At 58.7% G+C, this 21,569-nt stretch carries 22 protein-coding genes; 11 read left to right on the top strand and 11 right to left on the bottom strand.

All coding sequences use genetic code 11. The annotated features are described in order from the left end of the window. The first annotated feature begins 310 nt into the window (after nucleotides 1-310). Entirely contained in the window at nucleotides 311-1,093 is a 783-nt protein-coding gene (locus ACP15L_RS17440; RefSeq protein WP_170468290.1) for a Hint domain-containing protein, read from the top strand. 117 nt (nucleotides 1,094-1,210) lie between these two features. Here ACP15L_RS17440 and ACP15L_RS17435 read toward each other — a convergent pair whose 3' ends face one another. Then, entirely contained in the window at nucleotides 1,211-1,711 is a 501-nt protein-coding gene (locus ACP15L_RS17435) for an Lrp/AsnC family transcriptional regulator (RefSeq protein WP_170637470.1), read from the bottom strand. A 225-nt stretch (nucleotides 1,712-1,936) separates the two neighbouring features. On the opposite strand from ACP15L_RS17435, the gene trxB reads away from it, so the two are divergent. The 4 genes from trxB (at nucleotide 1,937) to ACP15L_RS17415 (ending at nucleotide 7,596) form a co-directional block, all read left to right on the top strand. Further along, on the top strand, nucleotides 1,937-2,878 hold the full coding sequence (trxB, locus tag ACP15L_RS17430) for a thioredoxin-disulfide reductase (RefSeq protein ID WP_170460512.1): 942 nt from the start codon (nucleotides 1,937-1,939) through the stop codon (nucleotides 2,876-2,878). Nucleotides 2,879-2,957: 79 nt separating this feature from the next. Continuing rightward, the gene (locus tag ACP15L_RS17425; protein WP_425085139.1) at nucleotides 2,958-4,628 is read left to right on the top strand and encodes an adenylate/guanylate cyclase domain-containing protein; all 1,671 of its coding nucleotides are present in this window, start codon (nucleotides 2,958-2,960) and stop codon (nucleotides 4,626-4,628) included. Between the two features lie 226 nt (nucleotides 4,629-4,854). Then, complete coding sequence (locus ACP15L_RS17420) at nucleotides 4,855-6,573, top strand: bifunctional sulfate adenylyltransferase/adenylylsulfate kinase (RefSeq protein ID WP_425085138.1); 1,719 nt, start codon at nucleotides 4,855-4,857, stop codon at nucleotides 6,571-6,573. Between the two features lie 183 nt (nucleotides 6,574-6,756). After that, entirely contained in the window at nucleotides 6,757-7,596 is an 840-nt protein-coding gene (locus tag ACP15L_RS17415) for a hypothetical protein (protein WP_425085137.1), read from the top strand. Here ACP15L_RS17415 and ACP15L_RS17410 read toward each other — a convergent pair. The 4 genes from ACP15L_RS17410 to ACP15L_RS17395 form a co-directional block, all read right to left on the bottom strand. After that, nucleotides 7,593-8,465 carry a hypothetical protein gene (locus ACP15L_RS17410; RefSeq protein WP_425085136.1) on the bottom strand — a complete coding sequence of 291 codons (873 nt, stop codon included), beginning with the start codon at nucleotides 8,463-8,465 and terminating at the stop codon, nucleotides 7,593-7,595. The genes ACP15L_RS17415 and ACP15L_RS17410 overlap by 4 nt on opposite strands. Next, nucleotides 8,462-9,349 carry a PhzF family phenazine biosynthesis protein gene (locus tag ACP15L_RS17405; protein WP_425085135.1) on the bottom strand — a complete coding sequence of 296 codons (888 nt, stop codon included), beginning with the start codon at nucleotides 9,347-9,349 and terminating at the stop codon, nucleotides 8,462-8,464. Before ACP15L_RS17405 ends, ACP15L_RS17410 begins: the two co-directional genes overlap by 4 nt. 109 nt (nucleotides 9,350-9,458) lie before the next feature. Next, nucleotides 9,459-9,683, bottom strand: a complete 225-nt coding sequence (locus tag ACP15L_RS17400; RefSeq protein ID WP_170374662.1) for a DUF1150 family protein — start codon at nucleotides 9,681-9,683, stop codon at nucleotides 9,459-9,461. 5 nt (nucleotides 9,684-9,688) lie between these two features. Beyond that, nucleotides 9,689-10,102, bottom strand: a complete 414-nt coding sequence (locus tag ACP15L_RS17395; RefSeq protein WP_058275530.1) for an Hsp20 family protein — start codon at nucleotides 10,100-10,102, stop codon at nucleotides 9,689-9,691. Between the two features lie 163 nt (nucleotides 10,103-10,265). On the opposite strand from ACP15L_RS17395, the gene ACP15L_RS17390 reads away from it, so the two are divergent. The 3 genes from ACP15L_RS17390 to ACP15L_RS17380 all read left to right on the top strand — a co-directional run bounded on the left by ACP15L_RS17390 (nucleotide 10,266) and on the right by ACP15L_RS17380 (nucleotide 12,436). Next, on the top strand, nucleotides 10,266-10,490 hold the full coding sequence (locus ACP15L_RS17390) for a YdcH family protein (protein ID WP_037308505.1): 225 nt from the start codon (nucleotides 10,266-10,268) through the stop codon (nucleotides 10,488-10,490). Between the two features lie 397 nt (nucleotides 10,491-10,887). Then, complete coding sequence (gene purE, locus ACP15L_RS17385; protein ID WP_170680370.1) at nucleotides 10,888-11,376, top strand: 5-(carboxyamino)imidazole ribonucleotide mutase; 489 nt, start codon at nucleotides 10,888-10,890, stop codon at nucleotides 11,374-11,376. Further along, the gene (locus ACP15L_RS17380) at nucleotides 11,369-12,436 is read left to right on the top strand and encodes a 5-(carboxyamino)imidazole ribonucleotide synthase (protein ID WP_425085134.1); all 1,068 of its coding nucleotides are present in this window, start codon (nucleotides 11,369-11,371) and stop codon (nucleotides 12,434-12,436) included. Before purE ends, ACP15L_RS17380 begins: the two co-directional genes overlap by 8 nt. A gap of 66 nt (nucleotides 12,437-12,502) precedes the next feature. Here ACP15L_RS17380 and ACP15L_RS17375 read toward each other — a convergent pair whose 3' ends face one another. The 6 genes from ACP15L_RS17375 to ACP15L_RS17350 form a co-directional block, all read right to left on the bottom strand. Next, nucleotides 12,503-13,654 carry an alpha-D-ribose 1-methylphosphonate 5-triphosphate diphosphatase gene (locus ACP15L_RS17375; RefSeq protein ID WP_425085133.1) on the bottom strand — a complete coding sequence of 384 codons (1,152 nt, stop codon included), beginning with the start codon at nucleotides 13,652-13,654 and terminating at the stop codon, nucleotides 12,503-12,505. Then, nucleotides 13,651-14,424: an esterase/lipase family protein gene (locus tag ACP15L_RS17370; RefSeq protein ID WP_425085132.1), complete on the bottom strand. Its 774-nt coding sequence runs from the start codon at nucleotides 14,422-14,424 to the stop codon at nucleotides 13,651-13,653. Before ACP15L_RS17370 ends, ACP15L_RS17375 begins: the two co-directional genes overlap by 4 nt. Before the next feature lie 44 nt (nucleotides 14,425-14,468). After that, nucleotides 14,469-15,305 (bottom strand): DMT family transporter, encoded by an 837-nt coding sequence (locus tag ACP15L_RS17365; protein WP_425085131.1) that lies wholly within the window; start codon nucleotides 15,303-15,305, stop codon nucleotides 14,469-14,471. A gap of 178 nt (nucleotides 15,306-15,483) precedes the next feature. Then, the gene (groL, locus tag ACP15L_RS17360) at nucleotides 15,484-17,127 is read right to left on the bottom strand and encodes a chaperonin GroEL (protein WP_170374649.1); all 1,644 of its coding nucleotides are present in this window, start codon (nucleotides 17,125-17,127) and stop codon (nucleotides 15,484-15,486) included. 56 nt (nucleotides 17,128-17,183) lie between these two features. After that, nucleotides 17,184-17,471, bottom strand: a complete 288-nt coding sequence (gene groES / locus ACP15L_RS17355) for a co-chaperone GroES (RefSeq protein ID WP_170352338.1) — start codon at nucleotides 17,469-17,471, stop codon at nucleotides 17,184-17,186. 154 nt (nucleotides 17,472-17,625) lie between these two features. Next, complete coding sequence (locus tag ACP15L_RS17350) at nucleotides 17,626-18,300, bottom strand: DUF2161 family putative PD-(D/E)XK-type phosphodiesterase (protein ID WP_170555856.1); 675 nt, start codon at nucleotides 18,298-18,300, stop codon at nucleotides 17,626-17,628. Between the two features lie 113 nt (nucleotides 18,301-18,413). On the opposite strand from ACP15L_RS17350, the gene ACP15L_RS17345 reads away from it, so the two are divergent. The 3 genes from ACP15L_RS17345 to ACP15L_RS17335 all read left to right on the top strand — a co-directional run bounded on the left by ACP15L_RS17345 (nucleotide 18,414) and on the right by ACP15L_RS17335 (nucleotide 21,525). Beyond that, nucleotides 18,414-19,394, top strand: a complete 981-nt coding sequence (locus ACP15L_RS17345) for a TraB/GumN family protein (RefSeq protein WP_425085130.1) — start codon at nucleotides 18,414-18,416, stop codon at nucleotides 19,392-19,394. 105 nt (nucleotides 19,395-19,499) lie between these two features. Continuing rightward, nucleotides 19,500-20,420, top strand: coding sequence for a manganese-dependent inorganic pyrophosphatase (locus tag ACP15L_RS17340; RefSeq protein WP_425085129.1), 921 nt, complete (start codon nucleotides 19,500-19,502; stop codon nucleotides 20,418-20,420). A 229-nt stretch (nucleotides 20,421-20,649) separates the two neighbouring features. Beyond that, complete coding sequence (locus ACP15L_RS17335; RefSeq protein WP_425085128.1) at nucleotides 20,650-21,525, top strand: TIGR01459 family HAD-type hydrolase; 876 nt, start codon at nucleotides 20,650-20,652, stop codon at nucleotides 21,523-21,525. Nucleotides 21,526-21,569: the final 44 nt, after the last annotated feature.

Here is a 21,569-nt window from a genome sequence, read left to right as displayed (position 1 = left end):
GAACCAAGCTGCCGGTTCCATTTGGTAAACGCGCACCGGGTAGTGCTCCGGTCCGATGTGCGTGGGATGCAACGAAAACTGCATCCTGAGTTCGGAGCGTGTTTGTGGGCATTTTCGCCCGCGCAGTACGAGTTTGTCTGGGGGGTCAATGGATTGACCAATGGAATGCGAAATTGCTTCGCTGTGCGCTGCGGCCATCGCCGGCGCCCAGGGGTTACCCATTTATTTCAAGACAAAGAACCGAACCGACAGATGGGCCTGCATGGGGGTACGCCCCGTCTGATCCGGTTCTAAAAGGAACGGAATATTAATGACTATTCCAAAATCACTGGCCATTGCTGCCAGAAATGCTGTCGAAACGTCGGCTTTGCTTCGCGACACTCCGCGGCCGACTACAAAACAGAAAGCCCAGCTGCGCCGTTACGAAGTGAGCGCCCTGCTCAAAAACGGAGACATTGCGCAAACCCGGCATATCGCACCGGCCCTGCCGATGTTCGAGGACGCCTTTTGCGCCTTCTCACGGGGGTCACTTGTGGAAACCGAACAAGGGCCGATGGCGATCGAGGACCTGCTGCCCGGCGACACAGTACTGACGCAGGACGGGACCTCTGAGACCGTTTTGTGGAAGGGCTCGGTGACGCTGATACCGGGTCGCGAGGACTCTCGCGGGCGCACCCGTCCGTTGACCCGCATCATGGCCGATACCTTTGGTATGCAAAAACCGATGTCCGGTGTGATTGCAGGACCTGCCGCGCGTCTGCTTGGCACCCCAGCCCATTTGCGGCGCCTGCATGGCGGGTCACCGATTCTGACGCCTGTCGCCGAATTTCAGGACGGAATGGGAGTTGTGGAAACAATGCCGCCCACTCCGGTAGAATTGTTTCACATTTGCCTGAAAAAACACTCCGTCATCCGTGTAGACGGCCTGCCCTTTGAAACCTATCATCCAGGTGCCAATGCGGTTCGTATGATCAGCCATTCGTTACGGTCGATCTATCTGAACCTGTTCGCGCATATCGAATCGCTGAACGATTTTGGCCCGTTGCTTATGCCGCGCGCCGGAGATGGAGAGATCGACGCGATATCAGCGTGAAGTGTTAAAGAGTACTGCAGAGTGGGGGCTTTATGCAGATTTTGATAGGATGGGCTTTGACCCTGGCGGTGGTGGCTATGCTGCCACCCTGCCCAACAGAAACACGACGGATGTGGTTTAGGCCGAGCGGTTCATTCGGTCTTCCAGCACATCGAACGGGACGCCTGGGTCGTCTTTTGCGCCGCGGATAACAAGCGATGTCTTGACGCTGGCCACGTTTGGCGTGGTCAGTAGTTCTCCGGTCAGGAACTGCTGAAAACTGCTGAGGTCGGGCGCGACGCATTTCAGGATGAAGTCGACCTCGCCGTTCAGCATGTGACACTCACGGACCAGCGGCCATAGTCCGCATTGCGCCTCGAATGCGCTGAGTTCCGATTCCGCCTGACTGTCTAATCCAACCATCGCAAAGACCTGAACCTCGAAACCAAGCTCGCGGGCGTTCACTTCCGCGTGGTAGCCGGTGATATAGCCCGATTCCTCCAACGTGCGCACGCGGCGCAGGCACGGAGGGGCCGAGATACCGACCCTTTTGGCCAGTTCCACGTTGGTCATGCGACCGTCTGCCTGCAATTCCGCCAGAATCTTGCGATCAATTTCATCCAGCCGGGTCGTGACCATAAAACGCTCCTGATTTTTCGGTTCTTATATCAGCACCCAGCCCACGCGCAATAATGTTTCGTAGCTGCGCAATTTTCTTTGTTTTCAGATCGCTCATTTGCGCAGGGCCATACCGACAAGGCATATCAGGTTCCCTTCATGAAGGGGCTTTAAGCCCTGCCCACCCATCGCTATATCCTTGCGACGGGCAAAAGGCCCAAATCAGGCAGTTCGAGCGGGGGTACCATGGCCGACACACGACACACCAAGGTTCTGATAATCGGGTCGGGACCCGCAGGCTATACAGCCGGGGTTTATGCAAGCCGCGCGATGCTGGAACCCATTCTGGTGCAAGGGATCGAGCCCGGCGGCCAGCTGACGACCACCACCGAGGTCGAAAACTGGCCCGGCGATACCGAGGTACAAGGCCCCGATCTAATGGTCCGCATGCAAGACCACGCCAAGGCGATGGGCTGTGAAGTCATCGGCGATATCATCAGCGATCTGGATGTCTCGAAACGCCCCTTCACCGCAAAAGGGGATAGCGGCACGGTTTACACCGCTGACGCGGTCATTCTGGCGACCGGCGCGCGGGCCAAATGGCTTGGCCTGCCGTCGGAAGAGAAATTCAAAGGCTTCGGCGTCTCGGCATGCGCGACCTGCGACGGGTTCTTCTATCGTGGGCAAGAGATCGTTGTGATCGGTGGCGGCAACACCGCCGTGGAAGAAGCGCTATTCCTCACCAATTTCGCCAGCAAGGTGACCTTGATCCACCGCCGCGACGAGTTGCGGGCGGAAAAGATCCTGCAGGATCGCCTGATGAAGAATGAAAAGATCGAACCGCTCTGGTTCCACGAACTGGACGAGGTCATCGGGACTGACGCGCCTTTGGGCGTCGAAGGCGTGCGTGTTAAAAACGTGAAAACGGGCGAAATCTCTGAGATCCCGTGCAAGGGCGTTTTTGTCGCCATCGGCCATGCCCCGGCGAATGAGTTGGTCAAGGACACGCTGGAAACCCATATGGGCGGCTATGTCGTCACCAAACCGGGATCGACCGAGACCTCGGTTCCGGGTGTTTTCGCAGCCGGTGACCTGACAGATCACATCTACCGTCAGGCCGTCACCAGCGCAGGCATGGGCTGCATGGCTGCCCTGGATGCCGAACGCTTTCTGGCCGAACAGGACTAAGGGGCCACAGGGTCAAGCCACACCGGCTTGACCCTATCCCCGCGCGGCCTCACACTGGTGCAAAACATGAGGGTCGCGCGTGGTCACAACGGACAACGCTCTTTGGCGTGGCGGGTGGTCAACCCGGCTTAGGATCGGCAGCGGGCTGGTCCTTTTTGTCTTTGCCTTCTTCCACTTTCTGAACATCGGCCTGGGCCTGTTTCACACCGACTATCTGCATGGCATGCAAGATGGTCGAAAGGCCGTAACCCGCCACGACGCCATGAGCGCGCTTCTCTACCTTGCGCTGATCGTACATTCGGGCCTTGCGCTAACGTCGATCATACAACGACGGACCCTGCGCATGCCGTTCAGCTCAGCCCTGCAAATCGTGCTGGGGCTGCTGATCCCGATCCAGCTGATCGTCCATATCATTCACACGCGATACGCGCATGAGATCTACGATGTGAATGACGAAATGGGCTACATCATCATCCTGATGTGGCCAAGCTCTGCGATTTGGATGCAAAGCCTGCTCTTGCTGATCGTGTGGGTACATGGCTGCATCGGGTTGCACATGTGGCTGCGGTTGACACGGTGGTGGGGCAAGACCCTGCCCTACCTGATCGGTATTGCGGTCTTTGTCCCCTGTTTCGCCCTGGCCGGTGTGCTGACCGAAGGGCGCCGGATCTGGGCCGATTTTGCCGATGACTTCCTGCGCGAACAGTATATCGAACACTATAACTGGCCCTCGGCCGAGGCCTTTGAGGCCATGTTCCGCGTCGAAGACAACGCCATGACGGGTTTTTGGGCCGCGCTTGGTGCCACGGCGGCCTTCTATCTTGGCCGCAAGCTGTGGCGTCGTCGGCACTCTGTTCAGGTGACCTATGCCCGAGGGCCCGAGGTTTTTGCCGAGAAGGGCATGACGCTGCTTGAGATGTCTCAGGCCAACGGCATCCCGCATGCTGCCCTGTGTGGCGGCAAGGGCCGCTGCACCACCTGCCGCGTGATCGTTGAGGATGGCGGAGATCACCTGCCCCCGCCCAGCGAGATCGAGGCCCGCAGTCTGGCTGCCGTTGGGGCCTCGGCCCAGACGCGACTGGCCTGTCAGATGCGCCCGACCGAGCCGGTAAAGGTCTTTCGGGTTTTCCGCCCCGACGGCAAGCACGACCGGGCTCATGCAAGTCAGGGTCAGGAACGTCAGTTGGCCGTGCTGTTTCTGGACATGCGCGGCTTTACCGCCCGTACCGCTGGGCAATTGCCCTATGACATCGTCTTCCTGTTGAACCGGTTCTTTGACGCGATTGTGCCTTCGATCACGTCTCAAGGCGGGGTCGTCGACAAATATATGGGGGATGGGCTGCTGGCGGTTTTTGACAAACCCGACCCCCGGCAATCCGCCCGCGCCGGTCTGAAAGCCGCGATTGAGATCAGCCATGCGCTAGAACAGTTCAACCGGCAACTCTCATCTGAAGACAGCCCGCATATCCGCATCGGCATGGGACTGCATCTGGGCGATCTGGTGCTTGGGGAAATTGGCGCGGCGGGCCATGCCGCGCAAACCATCATCGGGGACGCCGTAAATGTCGCCAGCCGCCTTGAGGCCGAAACAAAGCCGCTGGGGGTTGAGCTTCTTGTGTCTGCCGAGCTGCTACAGGCCGCCGAGATGGACATCTCGGACGATCGTATTCAGCCCTTCAATCTGCGCGGCGTGTCCGAGCCCGTTCCAGCCCTGCCGGTGCTTCTTGCCTCGGAACTGGAACAGACCTGAGATAACAGGAACACGCATACTTACTGTGGCACGTTTGCGCTAGATTGCCGGAACTTTGATCGCCCGTTTTCCGCCGAATTGGAAAATTCTTCCAATCACAAGAAAAACCACTCATATCCTCCTTAGTTTTATCTGACCCTGTGGACTCTGACTCAGTGGCGGGGCACATGCCGTTTCAAATGCCAAGGTCACACTGGCGCATCATCACATCGACAAGAGAATTCCGATGACAATGTTAAGCAATCTCGCCCCCATTCCCGAACTCTACGTCTCTTATGACTCGGCCCAGAAGCTAAAGGTTGAGGCTGCGGATCTGACCAGCCATGACCTGTCTCCGCGCCAGATCTGCGATCTGGAACTGCTGATGAATGGCGGCTTCAATCCGCTGAAAGGGTTCCTGTCCGAGGCCGACTACGACAACGTGGTCGAGAACATGCGTCTGGCCGACGGCACGCTGTGGCCAATGCCGACCACATTGGATGTCAGCGAAGAATTCGCTGAAAGCATCGAGCTGGGCCAGGACATTGCCCTGCGCGACCAAGAGGGCGTGATCCTCGGCACCATGACCGTGACCGACCGCTGGACCCCCGACAAATCGCGCGAGGCCGAGAAGGTCTTTGGCGCGGATGACGACGCGCACCCGGCCGTAAACTACCTGCACAACGTGGCAGGCAAGGTCTATTTGGGCGGTCCCGTTGTCGGCATTCAGCAGCCCGTTCACTATGATTTCCGTGGCCGCAGGGATACTCCGAACGAGCTGCGCGCCTATTTCCGCAAACTGGGCTGGCGCCGCATCGTTGCGTTCCAGACCCGCAACCCGCTGCATCGCGCGCATCAGGAACTGACCTTCCGCGCCGCGAAAGAGGCGCAGGCCAACCTGCTGATCCACCCGGTTGTCGGCATGACCAAACCGGGCGACGTGGACCACTTCACCCGCGTGCGCTGCTATGAGGCGGTGCTGGACAAATACCCGGCCTCGACCACCTCGATGTCGCTGATAAACCTGGCGATGCGCATGGCTGGCCCACGCGAGGCAGTCTGGCACGGCCTGATCCGCGCCAACCACGGCTGCACCCATTTCATCGTTGGCCGCGACCATGCTGGCCCCGGCAAAAACAGCCAAGGTGAAGATTTCTACGGCCCCTATGACGCGCAGGATCTGTTCCGCAAATACCAAGATGAAATCGGCGTTGAGATGGTCGACTTCAAGCACATGGTCTATGTGCAGGAACGCGCCCAGTACGAGCCGAATGACGAGATCCTCGACAAGGACAACGTAACGATCCTAAACATCTCGGGCACCGAACTGCGCCGCCGTTTGGCCGAAGGTCTGGAAATCCCCGAATGGTTCAGCTTCCCCGAGGTTGTGGCCGAGCTGCGCAAAACCAAACCGCCGCGCAGCCAACAGGGCTTTACCGTGTTCTTCACCGGCTTTTCAGGCTCGGGCAAATCCACCATTGCCAACGCGCTTATGGTCAAGCTGATGGAAATGGGCGGCCGTCCTGTGACGCTGCTGGATGGTGACATCGTGCGTAAGAACCTGTCGTCCGAGCTTGGCTTCTCGAAGGAACACCGCGATTTGAACATCCGCCGCATTGGCTATGTCGCCTCCGAGATCACCAAGAACGGCGGAATCGCCATCTGTGCGCCGATTGCTCCTTATGCGACCACTCGTCGGGCCGTGCGCGAAGAGATCGAACAGTTTGGTGCCTTCTGCGAGGTTCACGTGGCCACCAGCATCGAGGAATGCGAACGCCGCGACCGCAAGGGCCTCTATAAGCTGGCCCGTGAAGGCAAGATCAAAGAGTTCACCGGCATCTCGGACCCTTACGACGTGCCCCAGAATCCTGAACTGAGCGTCGAAACCGAGAATGTCGAGGTCGACAACTGCGCGCATCAGGTTCTGCTGAAGCTCGAGAGCATGGGCCTGATCGCTGCGAACTAGGCGGTTGAGCTAAACCAGATTGGAAACGGCCTCCGGTCACCGGCGGCCGTTTTTCGTGCAACTAAAGCGTGGCAGGGTATTCGTGTCGCAGGTTTAACCCGGAACGCTATAACGACTGAGATTGACAAAAATGCGTGGCCTTGATGCAGTCGGCCCAGTCAAGTTCTGTACGGCCAATCCAAGATGCGCTCTCTTCCTCAAATCGCCAGCTTCTGGTTTGGCTCCGATCTCAGCTGGCTTGAGGCGCTGTGCATTCAGTCCTATCTGGACCATGGCCATTCCTTCACCCTCTATGCGACTCATGACATCGCGAATATCCCAAATGGCGTCGATCTGCGGCACACGTCCGAAATACTGTGGCCCGCCCCTTTCGCGTTGCGGCCCGAAGATCGGCTGGGTGTTGCGGTCTTTTCCGACATTTTCAGGCTGAGATTGCTAGAACGTACAGATTTCATCTGGGTGGATCTGGATGCACTCTGTCTGAAGCCTTTCGATTTTGCGTCCCCTTTTGTTTTTGCCCCCTCTCAATCCGGCAAGTTTCCCAATGGGGTGCTCCGTCTGCCGCAAGAGTCCCAAACGCTTGCGCAGATGCTGGCATTTGTCGCCTCGGCCAACCCGACCCAACCCTGGCGCGGGGCCAAGCTGCGCAGACGCAACGAGCAGCGTATCGCTGAGGGTGAAACCTGGGGGATCGAGGCGCTGCCCTGGGGATGCTCCGGCCCGAAGGCGCTGGGGCATTTTCTGCGTGAGACCGGAGAGGACATCCACGCAATGTCCGCCGATACGTTCTACCCGCTGGCGAATGAGGCGCTTTGGAAGCTGCACGACCCCTATCTGCCCCCATCCACTATTGAACGAGACGGGGTACATTCCGTGCATGTCTTTGGGCATCAGAAGAAATTCATGGCCCAACAGACTGCGGGCCTGCCGGTGCGGGGATCGTTTCTCAGCACGCTATGCGCGCGTCACGGGATTGACCCACAAGACAACCCAATCGCACCGATGGCTTGGATGGGGTTTTAACCGGACGCGCCCGATAGCTCATGCCGCAGAGCGCGCACGGCGCGTTCTTCGAACTGACCGTAATCTGCAGCTGCGTCCTGAGTCGCCTTCAGATGGGGCAGACGCTGGGCATAGTCTTCTTCGGATGCAGACTGAATCGCTTGCTGTATATCTGCCTGTGTCTCGCAGAGGATCATCCCAGAAGTCTCCATGAAATCCCCGATATTCGGGCAACCCCAGTAAATCGGGACCGTTGCGCAGAGGATCGAGTCGATCAGTTTCTCCGAGAAGTAATTCCGCTCTCGAACATTCTCGATTACGACCGAATAGCGGTAAGGGGCCAAACCATCCGATTTCTGATCGAAAGGCGTGTATCCCCGCCCCATGATGTCCACATCGGCCCCGGTTTCGCGGATCCAATCTATAACGTCATGGCGTAGCTGGTGGCCCACGAGGTCCCGCTTGGCCGAGGCGATCAGCGAACAGGATTTGACCTTCTCAGCCTGTAGCTCCTGCCAGTCCGGCACCATGGTCACGCCATAGGGCAGAAACACAGCATTGGGCAGGTTTTCCAGTAGAACGTCGTGAAAGGTGAACACCCTAAAGAACCGCCGCCATGTCAGGCGCAGCTGTCGGTCATGTTTGGCGTGGATGGCCGAAGGCTCGCCCATCATCAGCGAAATTCGCGCCTTCGTGCCACGCCGCAACCGCCAATGGACCGTCGAATTGGGATACATGATCAGATGATCTGTCGGCGCGAGGTCCCCGACCGTTTTACCCAGCAAACGATCCGGGCAGCCCTCGTGCCAGATCAGCTCGGACAGAGGCACCTCGGCCAGTTTCGGGCCCAGACGGTGGCCGTAGGGTAAAACAGCAATCGCTTGAGTCATTGATCCGCCTCAGGCAAGTCGACCTGTCCGCGCATCAGAACATAGCCTTGCCCCGCCACCTTGATCCCGGTCATGGCATCGCTCGGACCGACACGCGTCACCGTTGCTTGCCCCGGACGCCCCATGTCGTGACCCTGTTCAGCGATGAATTGGTCTTTCTCCATAAGCCCGTATTTCCAAAGATAGGCCGCCATCGCGCCCGTCGCAGAACCTGTGAAAGGGTCCTCGGGTGGGCTGGGCGGTGCCAGCAGCAGGCGTGAGAACGTATCCCCTTGTGTCGTCGCTCCCTGCAAGGTGACCAAAAACGGCTCTGCCATATCGGAACCAGAAAACCCCGCTGCTGCTGCCACCTCGCGCAAAGGACCTTCGGCCAGCCGTGCCGCGCGTAAGGCGTCGTGATCCCGCAGCACCGTGATACAGAATGGCAACCCGGTAGAGACAAATCGCGGCGGAGAGATGATGGCCTCTTCAGGCAGCAAAATCGCGCTGGCAACCAGATCGGCGGGAACATGTGCTCCAAATTCCGGCGCAACCTGCGTCATCTCGATCTCGTCACCGTCCAGACGAATGGCAACAAGCCCCGCCCCGGTTTCCAAAGTCAGAGAGCCACCCTCAACCAGACCGCGCGACCGAAGTGCCGCGACCGTTGCGATGGTCGGATGACCGGCAAAGGGGATTTCACGGCTGGCCAGAAAATACCGCACCCGGATATCGGCAACATCCGACGGGCCGGTAAAAGTACACTCGACCAGAGAGGTTTCGCGCACATAGGCCATGCAGGCCTCATCCGACAGATGGGCCGCGCTATGGACGACGGCGCAGCCATTGCCACCAAAGGCTTTGTCGGTAAAGGCATCCACCCAGTCAAAATCGAACCAGCTCATCCGGCGTTTCCTTACATGCAGATGTCATCCCGGATACAATCCGGAGTTTGTGCATGTTTCGCTGGTGTCGGGCGGAATGTCACGCGCAAACGCGTGTGGCTGGGGCCGTTCAGTGAACGGCCACCGGCGAGAGATCATGCTCGCGGGCCAATACAAAGGCCAGCTTGCGGTCGGCGACAAGCGCCAGTTGCTGCCCGTCTGAGTCATGAACGGCGTACAGCTGATCCAGATCACCCGCCTGATCGCGCAGATCGCTGGGCAGATCGGCAACCTCAACCGTTTTGACATAGACGATACGATCGCCTTCGGTGTTGATTTCAATCGGTGTGTTCATTGATCTTACCCCTTCCGTATGTTGATTGTCTGCACCACGGTTTCCGGCACGGCGCGGGTCAGATCCACATGCAGCAGACCGTTCTCCATAATCGCCTCGCCCACCTCGACACCGTCGGCCAGCACGAACATGCGCTGGAATTGACGCGCCGCAATGCCGCGATGCAGAAAGATGCGCCCCTCGCTATCGTCGCGTTGACGGCCTCGGATCACCAGTTGGCGATCCTCGATGGTGATCGACAGATCTTCTTCCGCGAACCCGGCCACCGCCAGAGTGATGCGGTAGGAAAAATCCGAGGTCTGTTCGATGTTGTAGGGCGGATATCCTTCATTGCCAGCCTTCGCAGACCGTTCCAGAAGGCGTTCCAATTGCTCGAACCCCAACAGATGCGGGTATGAGCCCAAGGTAAGTTTTGACACGTGTTCTCGTCCTTTTATGTCAAAGCGACGTTCTGGGCGGCCCCGTTCCGGCAACCGCACAAGATAGAATATGGGAAGAAACCCGGATGTCCACAAGGTCTGGCGCGATAACGTCTTGCACACTATCTTGTTGGGGACGCACCACAACAAGCCCGAGTCGCCAATGAACGCGCCCACTGACCTTTCCATGAAAACCGACGAAGTTCTGCGGGTTGAGCTGGAGGTTTTTCGCCGTCAGCACCGTGATCTTGATGAGGCGATTGAGGCGTTGCAGGCCACCGGCACATCCGATCAATTGACGATCAAACGATTGAAAAAGCAGAAACTGCGGTTGAAAGACATCATCCGCCTGATCGAGGATCGCCTGACCCCTGACATCATCGCATGACATCAGGGTCTATTGGATAGAGAGCTTTGCAATGAAGGCATCAGGTGGGTTTCTGTATGCGTTTTGGGGTGTTTTCCTTGTTTCAATACTCGTGCATTTCGCAATTGGCGGTGTCGTGGTTGCCCATAGCTTCGAAGATGGACAAAATTACATAGCTTTGCGCGGTGCTCCAAACGTTTGGATGCCAATATCAGGCTTCCTTCTTACTGCTCACCTAGTCCTAAAACCTCTGATGCTTGCGATGTGTGCGACCGCCGTATCTATAGGTGTGTTTTGTTGGGTGAACGGTTTGCGGCGATCTCCAAAACACTGAAGCCCGGGCGACAGGAAACTGCATTGCCACATGGTCGGATTTGGCTATAGTGCGCGCTCTTTCGAACGGCAGGGACGCAAGCGGATGAGCGATGTGAAAGTGGGGATCATCATGGGCAGCCAATCGGATTGGCCCACAATGAAAGAAGCCGCCAATATCTTGGATGAATTGGGCATCGCGTATGAAAAACGCATCGTTTCGGCCCACCGCACCCCTGACCGTCTATGGGATTACGGCAAGACTGCCGCGTCGCGCGGTTTGCATGTGATCATCGCAGGCGCTGGCGGAGCTGCGCATTTGCCCGGCATGATGGCGTCGAAAACTCGCGTGCCCGTTGTTGGTGTTCCGGTTCAGACGCGGGCTTTGTCGGGTGTCGACTCCCTGTACTCGATCGTTCAGATGCCGAAAGGATTTCCTGTGGCGACCATGGCAATCGGCTCGGCCGGTGGGGCCAATGCGGGTCTGATGGCGGCCGGTATTCTGGCCTTACAAGACAGCGCACTGGCTGAACGGCTGGACACGTGGCGTGAGGCTCTGTCCGCCTCGATCCCGGAGGAGCCAGTTGATGAGTGACGCTCTGAAACCCGGCGCCCGGATCGGTATTCTGGGCGGAGGCCAATTGGGCCGGATGCTGTCGGTCGCTGCCTCCCGCTTGGGGTTTGTGACGCATATCTATGAGCCGGGCGCCAACCCTCCCGCCGCTCAAGTCGCCGACCGCGTGACAACCGCGCCCTATGACGACGCCGACGCGCTGCGCGCCTTCGCCGACTCGGTCGATGTCATCACCTACGAGTTCGAGAACATCCCGACCGAGGCGCTGGACCTGCTAGAAGCCCACCGCCCGATCCGTCCGGGACGCGAGGCGCTGCGGGTCAGTCAGGACCGGTTGACCGAGAAGAATTTCCTGCAAGGTCTGGGCCTCAACACCGCGCCTTTTGCAGACGTCACCGATCTGGCAAGCCTGAATACGGCCATTGAGGACATCGGGACACCCGCGATCCTGAAAACGCGCAGGTTCGGCTATGACGGCAAAGGTCAGGCCCGCCTGCGCGCGCCTGAGGATGCCGAGGCTGCTCTGGCCGATATGGCGCGCGCGCCTGCGATCCTTGAGGGGTTTGTGGACTTCTCACACGAAGTCTCGATCATCGCGGCCCGCGGGCTTGATGGTCAGGTCGCTTGCTTTGACCCCGGTGAGAATGTCCACCGCAACGGCATCCTGCACACCACAACGGTCCCTGCCAGCTTGCGCCCGGCGCAGCGGACGGATGCCGTTCTGCTCGCGGCCAATGTCCTGAATGCTCTGGACTATGTGGGCGTGTTGGGGGTTGAGCTGTTCGTCACACCTTCGGGCCTGATCGTTAACGAAATCGCGCCTCGGGTGCATAACTCGGGCCACTGGACGCAGAATGGCTGCGCCGTCGACCAGTTCGAGCAGCACATTCGCGCCGTGGTCGGATGGCCTTTGGGAGACGGGCAGCGGCATTCGGACGTGGTGATGGAGAACCTGATTGGCGACGATATGGACCGCGTGCCGGAACTGGCGCAGGAGCGGGACGTTGCCCTACACCTGTATGGCAAGGCCGAGGTCAAGCCGGGCCGGAAGATGGGTCACTTCAACCGCATCGCGCGCTGAGGGAGATCGCGCAGTCTGCGCGATGCCTCCGGCGGAGGTATTTTTGAACAGAAGAAGATGGGGCGGTCAGGCGAAAAATCTGGCCGCGATATCGCCGGACATATGGCTGACACGCCCGCCCGCAAAGGTGGCGGCGACGCGGTGGGTTTTTGCGTCCAGGATGACGATATCGGCGCGTTGACCCGGCAGCAGCGTGCCGCGATCTTTCAGGTCGAGAACCCGCGCGGGGCCGGACGAGACCAGCGCCCAGGCCGCCGCAAAATCCAGCAACCCGCTTTTTGCCAACATCAACGCGGCGCGGCGCGGGCTGGGGTAATGGTAGTCCGAGGCCAGAGCATCACACAACCCCATCGCGATCAGGTCCAGCGCGCTGGCGTTGCCCTTATGGGAGCCTCCGCGCACCACGTTCGGTGAGCCAAGGATGATGTGATCTCCGGCCGCGTGAGCGGCTTCTGCTGCGGCGAGGGTTTCGGGGAATTCAGCGATCGAAACACCGCGTTTAAGCCATCCTGCACGGGTCTCAGGCGTGGCATCATCATGGCTGCCCAAGCGCACGCCGCTTTGGGTCAACTGAGCGCAAAGCAAGTCAAGTGCGTCAGGGACTTCATCGCTGCGGGCATGCATGGATAGCAGCATCTCAAAATGCGCATCGGGGTTACGCCCCGCTTTCAGGGCCTGCCCCGTCAGACGCGGAGGTTTACGCCCTTCGGCCAGGCGGTCATGCGGCAAGTGGTCATTGAAGACGACATAAGGCACTTGCCAATCCGCGATCTTTTTGGCCAGCCCGTCATAATCGTCCAGCATATGCGTCTCGAACCGCAATTGCGGGATCAGATCCGTGACGGTGCTGTCCTTGACCTCGGTAATCGCCTTGAACACCTGCGAGGCGAAGTCTGGCCCGCGGACCCCGCCCTCCCAGCTGTAAAACTGGGCCAGAACGCCGGTGGTGATCCCGTTGGCTGCAAGCTCGGCCTCGACCGACAGGATGCCTTCGTTCATCTGCTTCATGGCGCCACGGCGCGGGGCGATGTGGCGCTCGAACCCGTCCCCGTGCAGGTCGATGATGCCGGGTAGAACCAGATAGCCTGACAGATCAACGTGTCGCCCGGTTCGGTCGCCACACACTACCCCTTCGGCAATTGACAAATCGGCACGCGACAACCCGGCCTCCGGCAGCAGAACCTCTGCTCCGGTCAACGTCAGTTCCAATGCGGTCATTCCGTGCGCTCCGAGTCCGGTTCCGAGCAATCCTGCCCGATACAGATCTCTTCAATTACGTCCATCACCCCATCAAGCCAAGTGATTTGCGGGTCGAACTTTCCGAATTCGATGAAGTGCAGTGCCTGGGCCATCACACGGGGATTGTTCATCATGAAAGTATGCGTCACAGGCAGAACGATATGATCCGCCATACCTTCAACGTGGGTCGTCCGGATCGACACTTTGCCATCGTCAGGCCCGTCTATCATCGACGAAAAGACCGGGTTCAGAGAGTTTTCACCCGCGATCACCCCAAGCTCGAACTCAACCGGGGGCAATTGGCGCGGGATACCCTCTGGGCTTGTGCCCAATTGCAGCCCTGCCGGACCGTTGAGGTAGCCGAACACCTCCCATGCGCCCAATTCATCCACCAACTGGCTGCCCTGATTGGGCGGCCCAAGCATGACAACGCGACCCAAATTCTCTGGTTCATGATCCTGTAGCCAATAGCGCAACAGAATACCCCCCATGGAATGCGCCACGACATTTGCGGTGTCGTCCCCGCATTCGGCGAACGCATCGGGCAGAGTTTGCTCGGCCAGTTCCGGAATGCCCAAATCGGTCGACGGATAACCCGGTCGAATAACCGTGTAGCCATGAACCTCGAACAATTGTTCCATCACCGAAAAGGACGCCTCGGTCCGAGCCAGCCCATGCAGCAGGATCACGCATTTCGCCTGGGCTGCAGCCGGGAGCAGTAGAAAAAATATGGCAAGCAGAACTCTCATACCCGCCAGATAAGGCCTAATTCGGCTCGGGGAAAGATGTGACCTCAGGTTCTACGCTGTACTGCCAGCGCGATCCCGCCCAAAACCAGTGCCGCGCCGATGATCAAGCGAATGCTTGCCACCTCACCCAACAGCAAAATTCCGCCAACGATTGCGATGACAGGGACGCTGAGCTGTACGACCGCAGCGACCGAAGGGGCAAGCTGCGGCAACACGCGATACCACAGCGCGTAGCCAAGGCCCGAGGTCACGCCTCCGGACAGAGCCGCCAGAAAATAGCCAAATCCGGTCATCTGCCAAGTACCACCTGTCACCAGCAAGGCCATAGCCGTAACGGGCAAGGCGACAACGAAATTGGCCGCCGTGCCCTCCAACGCGTTCGGTTCGGACCGTCCGACCAAGGAATAAGCAGCCCAACCAACCCCCGCCGCAACCATCAGAGCAGCCCCTAAGGCTTCCACCTGAACGGTCTCCGATGGCCAAAGAACGTAGGCCAATCCGCCCAGCGCAACCACTGCGCCTGCCAATTGGCGCACCGTCGGGGTCGCTCCGGTCATAGCCCCGACTGCGAACATGGTGATCTGAACGACACCAAACAGGATCAACGCCCCCAACCCGGCGTCCAACGTCAGGTATGCCACAGAAAAGCCAATCATATAGAGAGACAGTGAACCCGCCCCGATGATCCGACGTGGTGAGCGAAGCGGCAGAACCCCGCCTTTCAAAAGAACCAACACGGCCAGAACCACCGCCCCCGCAAGAACACGGACGACGGCGAACCCCGCAGGATCACTCGCCCCGCTCTCAATCGCCAGCCGGTTCAGAATCGAATTGGCCGCAAAGGCGCACATGGTCAGGGAGGTCAGAAGAAAAAGTCTCATGAATCCCGCATAGCGCGTTGCCCCCGCTTTGCACACTCAATTTCCAGCTAAGTGCAACGGCAGCCTTCTTCAGTTCAACAAAACCTCCGCCTGAGGCATGACCGCGCAGCGGGCATTCCAAACGCAAACGGGGCCGCCCCAAGGCGACCCCGCTCGTAAGCACTATGGCCTAAGCAGCTTACATCATGCCGCCCATGCCGCCCATGTCGGGCATGCCGCCGGCAGGCGCAGCGCCTTCTTTGGCGGGCTTGTCAGCAACCATTGCTTCGGTGGTGACCAGCAGACCAGCAACCGAGGCCGCATCTTCCAGAGCGGTACGGACAACTTTGGCCGGGTCGATCACGCCGAACGAGAACATGTCGCCATATTCTTCGGTCTGCGCGTTGAAGCCGAACGATACATCGCCGGATTCACGGACTTTGCCCGCAACGACCGCACCGTCTACACCTGCGTTCTCGGCGATCTGGCGCAGAGGCGCTTCGATTGCTTTGCGAACGATGTTGATACCAGCGTTCTGGTCAGCGTTTGCACCTTCCAGAGTTTCCAGTGCTTTACCGGCCTGAACCAGAGCAACACCACCGCCGACAACAACGCCTTCCTGAACGGCAGCGCGTGTTGCGTTCAGAGCATCGTCCACACGGTCCTTACGCTCTTTCACTTCAACTTCTGTCATGCCGCCAACGCGGATAACAGCAACACCGCCTGCCAGTTTGGCAACGCGCTCTTGCAGCTTCTCACGGTCGTAGTCCGACGAGGTCTCTTCGATCTGAGTACGGATCTGAGCAACGCGCGCTTCGATCTCGGCTTTCTCGCCAGCACCGTCGACGATGGTGGTTTCGTCTTTGGTGATTTCGATCTTCTTGGCGGTGCCCAGCATGTCCATGGTCACGGACTCGAGCTTCATGCCCAGATCTTCGCTGATGACCTGACCGCCGGTCAGGATTGCGATGTCCTGCAACATGGCTTTACGGCGATCGCCGAAGCCCGGTGCTTTGACAGCAGCAATTTTCAGGCCGCCGCGCAGTTTGTTGACAACCAGAGTCGCCAGCGCTTCGCCTTCAACATCCTCAGCGATGATCAGCAGAGGCTTCTGCGACTGGATCACCTGCTCGAGCAGCGGAACCATCGGCTGCAGCGAGGACAGTTTCTTTTCGTGCAGCAGGATCATGCAGTCGTCGAGTTCTGCGATCATCTTGTCTGCGTTGGTCACGAAGTAAGGCGACAGGTAGCCACGGTCGAACTGCATACCTTCGACAACATCGGTCTCGGTTTCCAGACCTTTGTTTTCTTCGACAGTGATAACACCTTCGTTGCCAACCTTCTGCATCGCGTCTGCGATCTGCTGGCCGATTTCGGCTTCGCCGTTGGCCGAGATGGTGCCAACCTGAGCAACTTCTGCCGAGTCTTTGACTTCACGCGACGCGTCTTTGATGCCCGCAACAACCTTGGCCGTTGCCAGGTCGATGCCGCGCTTCAGGTCCATCGGGTTCAGGCCAGCAGCAACCTGCTTCAGACCTTCGCGAACGATGGCTTGGGCCAGCACGGTTGCGGTGGTGGTGCCGTCACCGGCTTCGTCATTGGTGCGGCTGGCGACTTCTTTCACCATCTGCGCGCCCATGTTTTCGAACTTGTCTTCCAGTTCGATTTCCTTGGCAACCGATACACCGTCTTTGGTGATGCGCGGTGCGCCGAAGGATTTGTCCAGAACCACGTTGCGGCCTTTGGGGCCCAGGGTCACTTTAACAGCGTCGGCCAGGATGTTCACACCTGCCAGCATGCGGTTACGGGCATCGGTGTCAAACTTGACGTCCTTTGCAGCCATGTCGTTTCTCCTCGAGAAATAAGTTGTAAATGAAGATCAGAGTGAAGCGCGGCGGCTTACTCGATGATCCCCATGATGTCGCTTTCTTTCATCATCAGCAGCTCTTCGCCGTCGACCTGAACCTCGGTGCCCGACCATTTGCCGAACAGGATCTTGTCGCCAGCTTTGACCGCCATCGCGATCAGCTCGCCGCTGTCCTTGCGTGCGCCTTCGCCGGTTGCGACGACTTCGCCTTCGCTGGGCTTTTCTTTTGCGCTGTCAGGAATGATCAGGCCGCCTGCGGTTTTCTCTTCGCTTTCTGTACGGCGAACCAGCACACGGTCATGAAGCGGTTTCAATGCCATCTTTGCAGCTCCTTGGGCTCAAAGTTTATCTATCCTCCCCTCGCCGACTGGCGAGGCGTTAGCACTCAAGAGTAGAGAGTGATAACGACGCATAGCTAGGGGGTGCAAATCCCCGAGTCAACAAGCTGTGATGGATTTTTTTCGACCCAGACCCTCAATCAGGCTGATCCCAACTATAGGCCCAGTGCTTCAAGCCCTCCTGCCCCGCATCCGTCAGGGCATAAACACCTTTTTCAACTTTGTCGAACCACCCGTAGTGATTGGTGCGCATCAGCCGAGTGGCCTCGGCTACGCCTGTCGACTTCGCAACCTCGGCCCCTTTGCAGGCGCCATGTTCGGCGAGATGGGCCGCGCATTTCAAAGCATCCTGACGATAAGCGGTTACAATGCCGTGCCGTGTTGCGCCGCCAGAGTTCGGGTCGCCTTGCAGCCGATCAAACTCTCGCAGCATCCGGCCTGCCTTGACCTTGTTCTTGCGCGGAGCGTAGGGGCCAGGATCGCAATGCACCTCGACAGCTCCGTCCGCGCGCACGGTGATCAGGCCCAAGCCCAACCTGCGGCAGAGCGCCAGATTATCCCGCAACGCTCGACGCGCAGTGCGTCCGGTTGGCTTGCTGACCCCCAGATAGACCTGATCCGTGATCCTGAGCCGCGCGACAGCCTGGTGGAACAAAGCCAGCGAAAAGCGCAGCTTCAACTCGACGATCACCGGCTCGGACCCGTCGCGCAAGGCCATGATGTCGGCTGCGCCAACCTCACCTTTCACGGTATAGCCCTGCCTCTCGAACAATGCCTTGATAGGGGGATAAAGATCCTGCTCGCGCTCCATGGCCCAATGCTATGCGTTTCGTGTCGAAATACCAGATAGGTCGCCTTGAATATGCTGCATTTGGATGCCTAAATCTTATGTCGCCTGTTTGACCAACCGAGGAAGGACCGCCTATGCGCCTGATGGCCCTTTTTGGATTATTGCTTCTGCCCCTGACCGCACATGCCGCCTGCGAAGGTCACGACCTGCGGCCCTTGATGTCGGAGGAGGATCAGGCCACCCTGCAACAATCCCTTGCCTCGGTCCCTTACCCCGAGGGCAATCACTGGATCGCCACCAAGGGCGATACGACCCTGCACCTGATCGGAACACTTCACACCAACGATGCACGGATGGGGCCGGTCGTCGAACGGCTGACACCCATCGTAGCCCAGGCAGACGCGATCTATTTCGAAGTCACCGAGGCCAAAATGGAAGCGTTTGAGCAAGGCCTGGCCAATGACCTGAGCCCCGTGATGATCACCGAGGGCCCCACCCTGATCGACCTGATGAGTGCCGAGGACTGGTCGGCCCTTTCGACTTCTTTGGCCGAGCGCGGCATTCCCAGCTGGATGGCGGCCAAAATGCGGCCCTGGTTTCTCAGCATGATGCTGGGCATCCCGCCCTGCCTGATGCAGAACCCGGATGCGAACCATGGCATGGATGCCCGCCTGACAGACGTGGCCGAGGCGCACGGGATTCCCCAACACTCGCTGGAGCGGATCGAAGACCTGATGGCGATGTTCGACACGCTTTCACTGGAACAACAGGTCGACTCGCTGGTCCGCCTGTCCGGAGCGATGCAGGCCGATGCAAACCACCTTGCTACCATGGCCAATGCGTATCTCGAGGAAAAACATGCGCAGATCCTGCAATTGGCCCGGATTCAGGGGTTCGAGGCCTCGGGCCTGTCGCAAGAGGATTACGACGCCGAATGGGCGCAGTTCGAACAGCAATTGTTGGTGGATCGCAATAACAGTTGGATGGGCCACATCCTGCGTATTCAGGATCAGACGGCAGTCATCGCGGTAGGCGCCGGACATCTCAGCCAGACGTACGGCTTGCTCTCGCTTCTGGAAAAGGAAGGCTACACGCTGACGCGCGCGCCGTTCTGATTTCTCGGCATGTCAGACCAACAGTCGCAGTGGCCCGCAAGCGGGTGACAAGCCATGTCATGCGCCCTATAACGCGCGCAAATTTCCAATCCGCAGGACGCTGACATGACAACCCTAGTATTTGGTCACAAATCCCCCGACACCGATTCCACCGGCTCTCCGATCCTGTGGTCATGGTACCTGAACGAAGTCAAAGGCGAGCAGGCTGAACCCGTGCTGCTGGGCGAGCCCAATACCGAAGCCGCCTTCATGCTGCAGCGCTGGGACCTGCCTAAGCCGCGCATCATCGAAGACGTTGAAGCGGACGATCCGGTTGTTATCGTCGACACCAATAACCCGGCCGAGCTGCCCGCCAGCGTCAACAGCGCTGATATCCGCGCCATCATCGACCACCACAAGCTGGTCGGCGGTCTGGAAACCAAAGGCCCAATCAATATCACTGTGCGCCCTCTGGCCTGCACAGCGACCATCATGGTTGACCTGATGGGTGACGACGCCGCCAAGATGCCCGAGGCCATCAAAGGCGCGGCGTTGACCTGCATCCTGTCCGACACGCTCGAATTCCGCTCGCCCACCACCACCGCGCATGACCGCGAAGTGGCCGAGAAACTGGCCGCAGAACTGGGTCTGGATGTCTCGGCCTATGCGGCGGACATGTTCGCGGCAAAATCGGATGTGTCCTCGTTCTCGGATGCCGAACTGATCCGCATGGATAGCAAGGAATACGAAGTTGACGGCACCAAGTTCCGTGTCTCGGTTCTGGAAACCACTGCTCCGGGCGTTGTTCTGGACCGCAAGGGCAGCTTGGCCGCGTCGATGGTTAACGTAGCAAAAGAAGACGGCGTCGATCAGGTGCTGCTGTTCGTCGTCGACATCCTGAACGAAGAAGCCACCCTGCTGGTCCCAAATGAATTGGTCAAAACCGTTGCCGAGAAAAGCTTCGGTGCATCGGTCGACGGCGACGCTGTGGTCCTGCCCGGCATCATGAGCCGGAAAAAGCAGATCATTCCGAACCTCAAGGTCTGAGACCTTACTCTAAGGCGCCCCAAGCGGGCGCCTTTTTCTTTGTGCGAGGCTCTGCCTCGCGCTCCGGGATATTTTTAGCCAGATGAAGTGCGGATCCCCTGCTTCTTCTGTTTCAAAATACCTCGGGGGAGTCGCGGCTTGCCGCGGCGGGGGCAGCGCCCCCTCTGGCAAAACCTGCCAAGCTCTGCCATAGGCTTGGCTGTCCGCAGACCATGCCAAAGGGAATCCCATGACCCAGATCATCTCCGCCCTCCACGAGATCTCCGACCGTTACAAAGTACTTTTTGTCGATCTTTGGGGCTGCGTTCACAATGGGATCACTGCGTATCCAGAAGCGGTTGCCGCGCTGCAGACCTACCGCTCGAAAGGCGGTTTCGTTGTTCTGGTGACAAACTCTCCGAAGCCGCGCGCGGGCGTCGCCGCGCAGCTTTCGCAGTTCAACGTCCCCGCTGACGCCTATGACACCATCGCAACAAGCGGCGACTCTGCACGTTCAGCCATGTTCCGCGGAACAGTAGGCGAAAAGGTTTACTTCATGGGCGAATGGGAACGCGATGCGGGTTTTTTTGAGCCGCTGAAGCTGTTGGACCATCCTGTTCATATCGAGCGCGTCCCTCTGGATCAGGCCGAGGGGATCGTCTGCTGCGGGCCGTTTGATACGATGGCAGATCCCGACGTCAATCGCCCTGACTTCCTCTATGCCAAGCAAAAAGGCATGAAGCTGCTATGTGCGAACCCTGACATCGTGGTCGATCGAGGCGAAGTACGGGAATGGTGCGCGGGCGCTTTGGCGAAGCTCTATACCGAGATGGGTGGCGAGAGCCTGTATTTCGGCAAACCCCATCCTCCGATCTATGATCTGGCGCGTCGGCGTGTGCAGGAAATGGATGTTGACGTCTCGGACAGCGACATTCTGGCTATCGGCGACGGCCCGCATACCGACATCCTTGGCGGCATGGGGGAGGGAATCGATACGCTCTTTATTTCAGGCGGGTTGGCCGCGGCCGAGACAAAAACGTCGCACCACCCCCACGCAGAATCCCTAAGCGCCTATATCGAAAGGGAAAAGATCAATCCCACCTATACAATCGGACGTTTGCGCTAGTCATTTTTCACTTGATTTTCTGCAGTTGCGAAGTAATAAAGTTG

It is taken from the genome of Ruegeria profundi (genome assembly GCF_049800715.1).
Lineage (GTDB): Bacteria > Pseudomonadota > Alphaproteobacteria > Rhodobacterales > Rhodobacteraceae > Ruegeria > Ruegeria profundi_A.
This window is presented reverse-complemented; position numbering and strand designations above follow the sequence as displayed.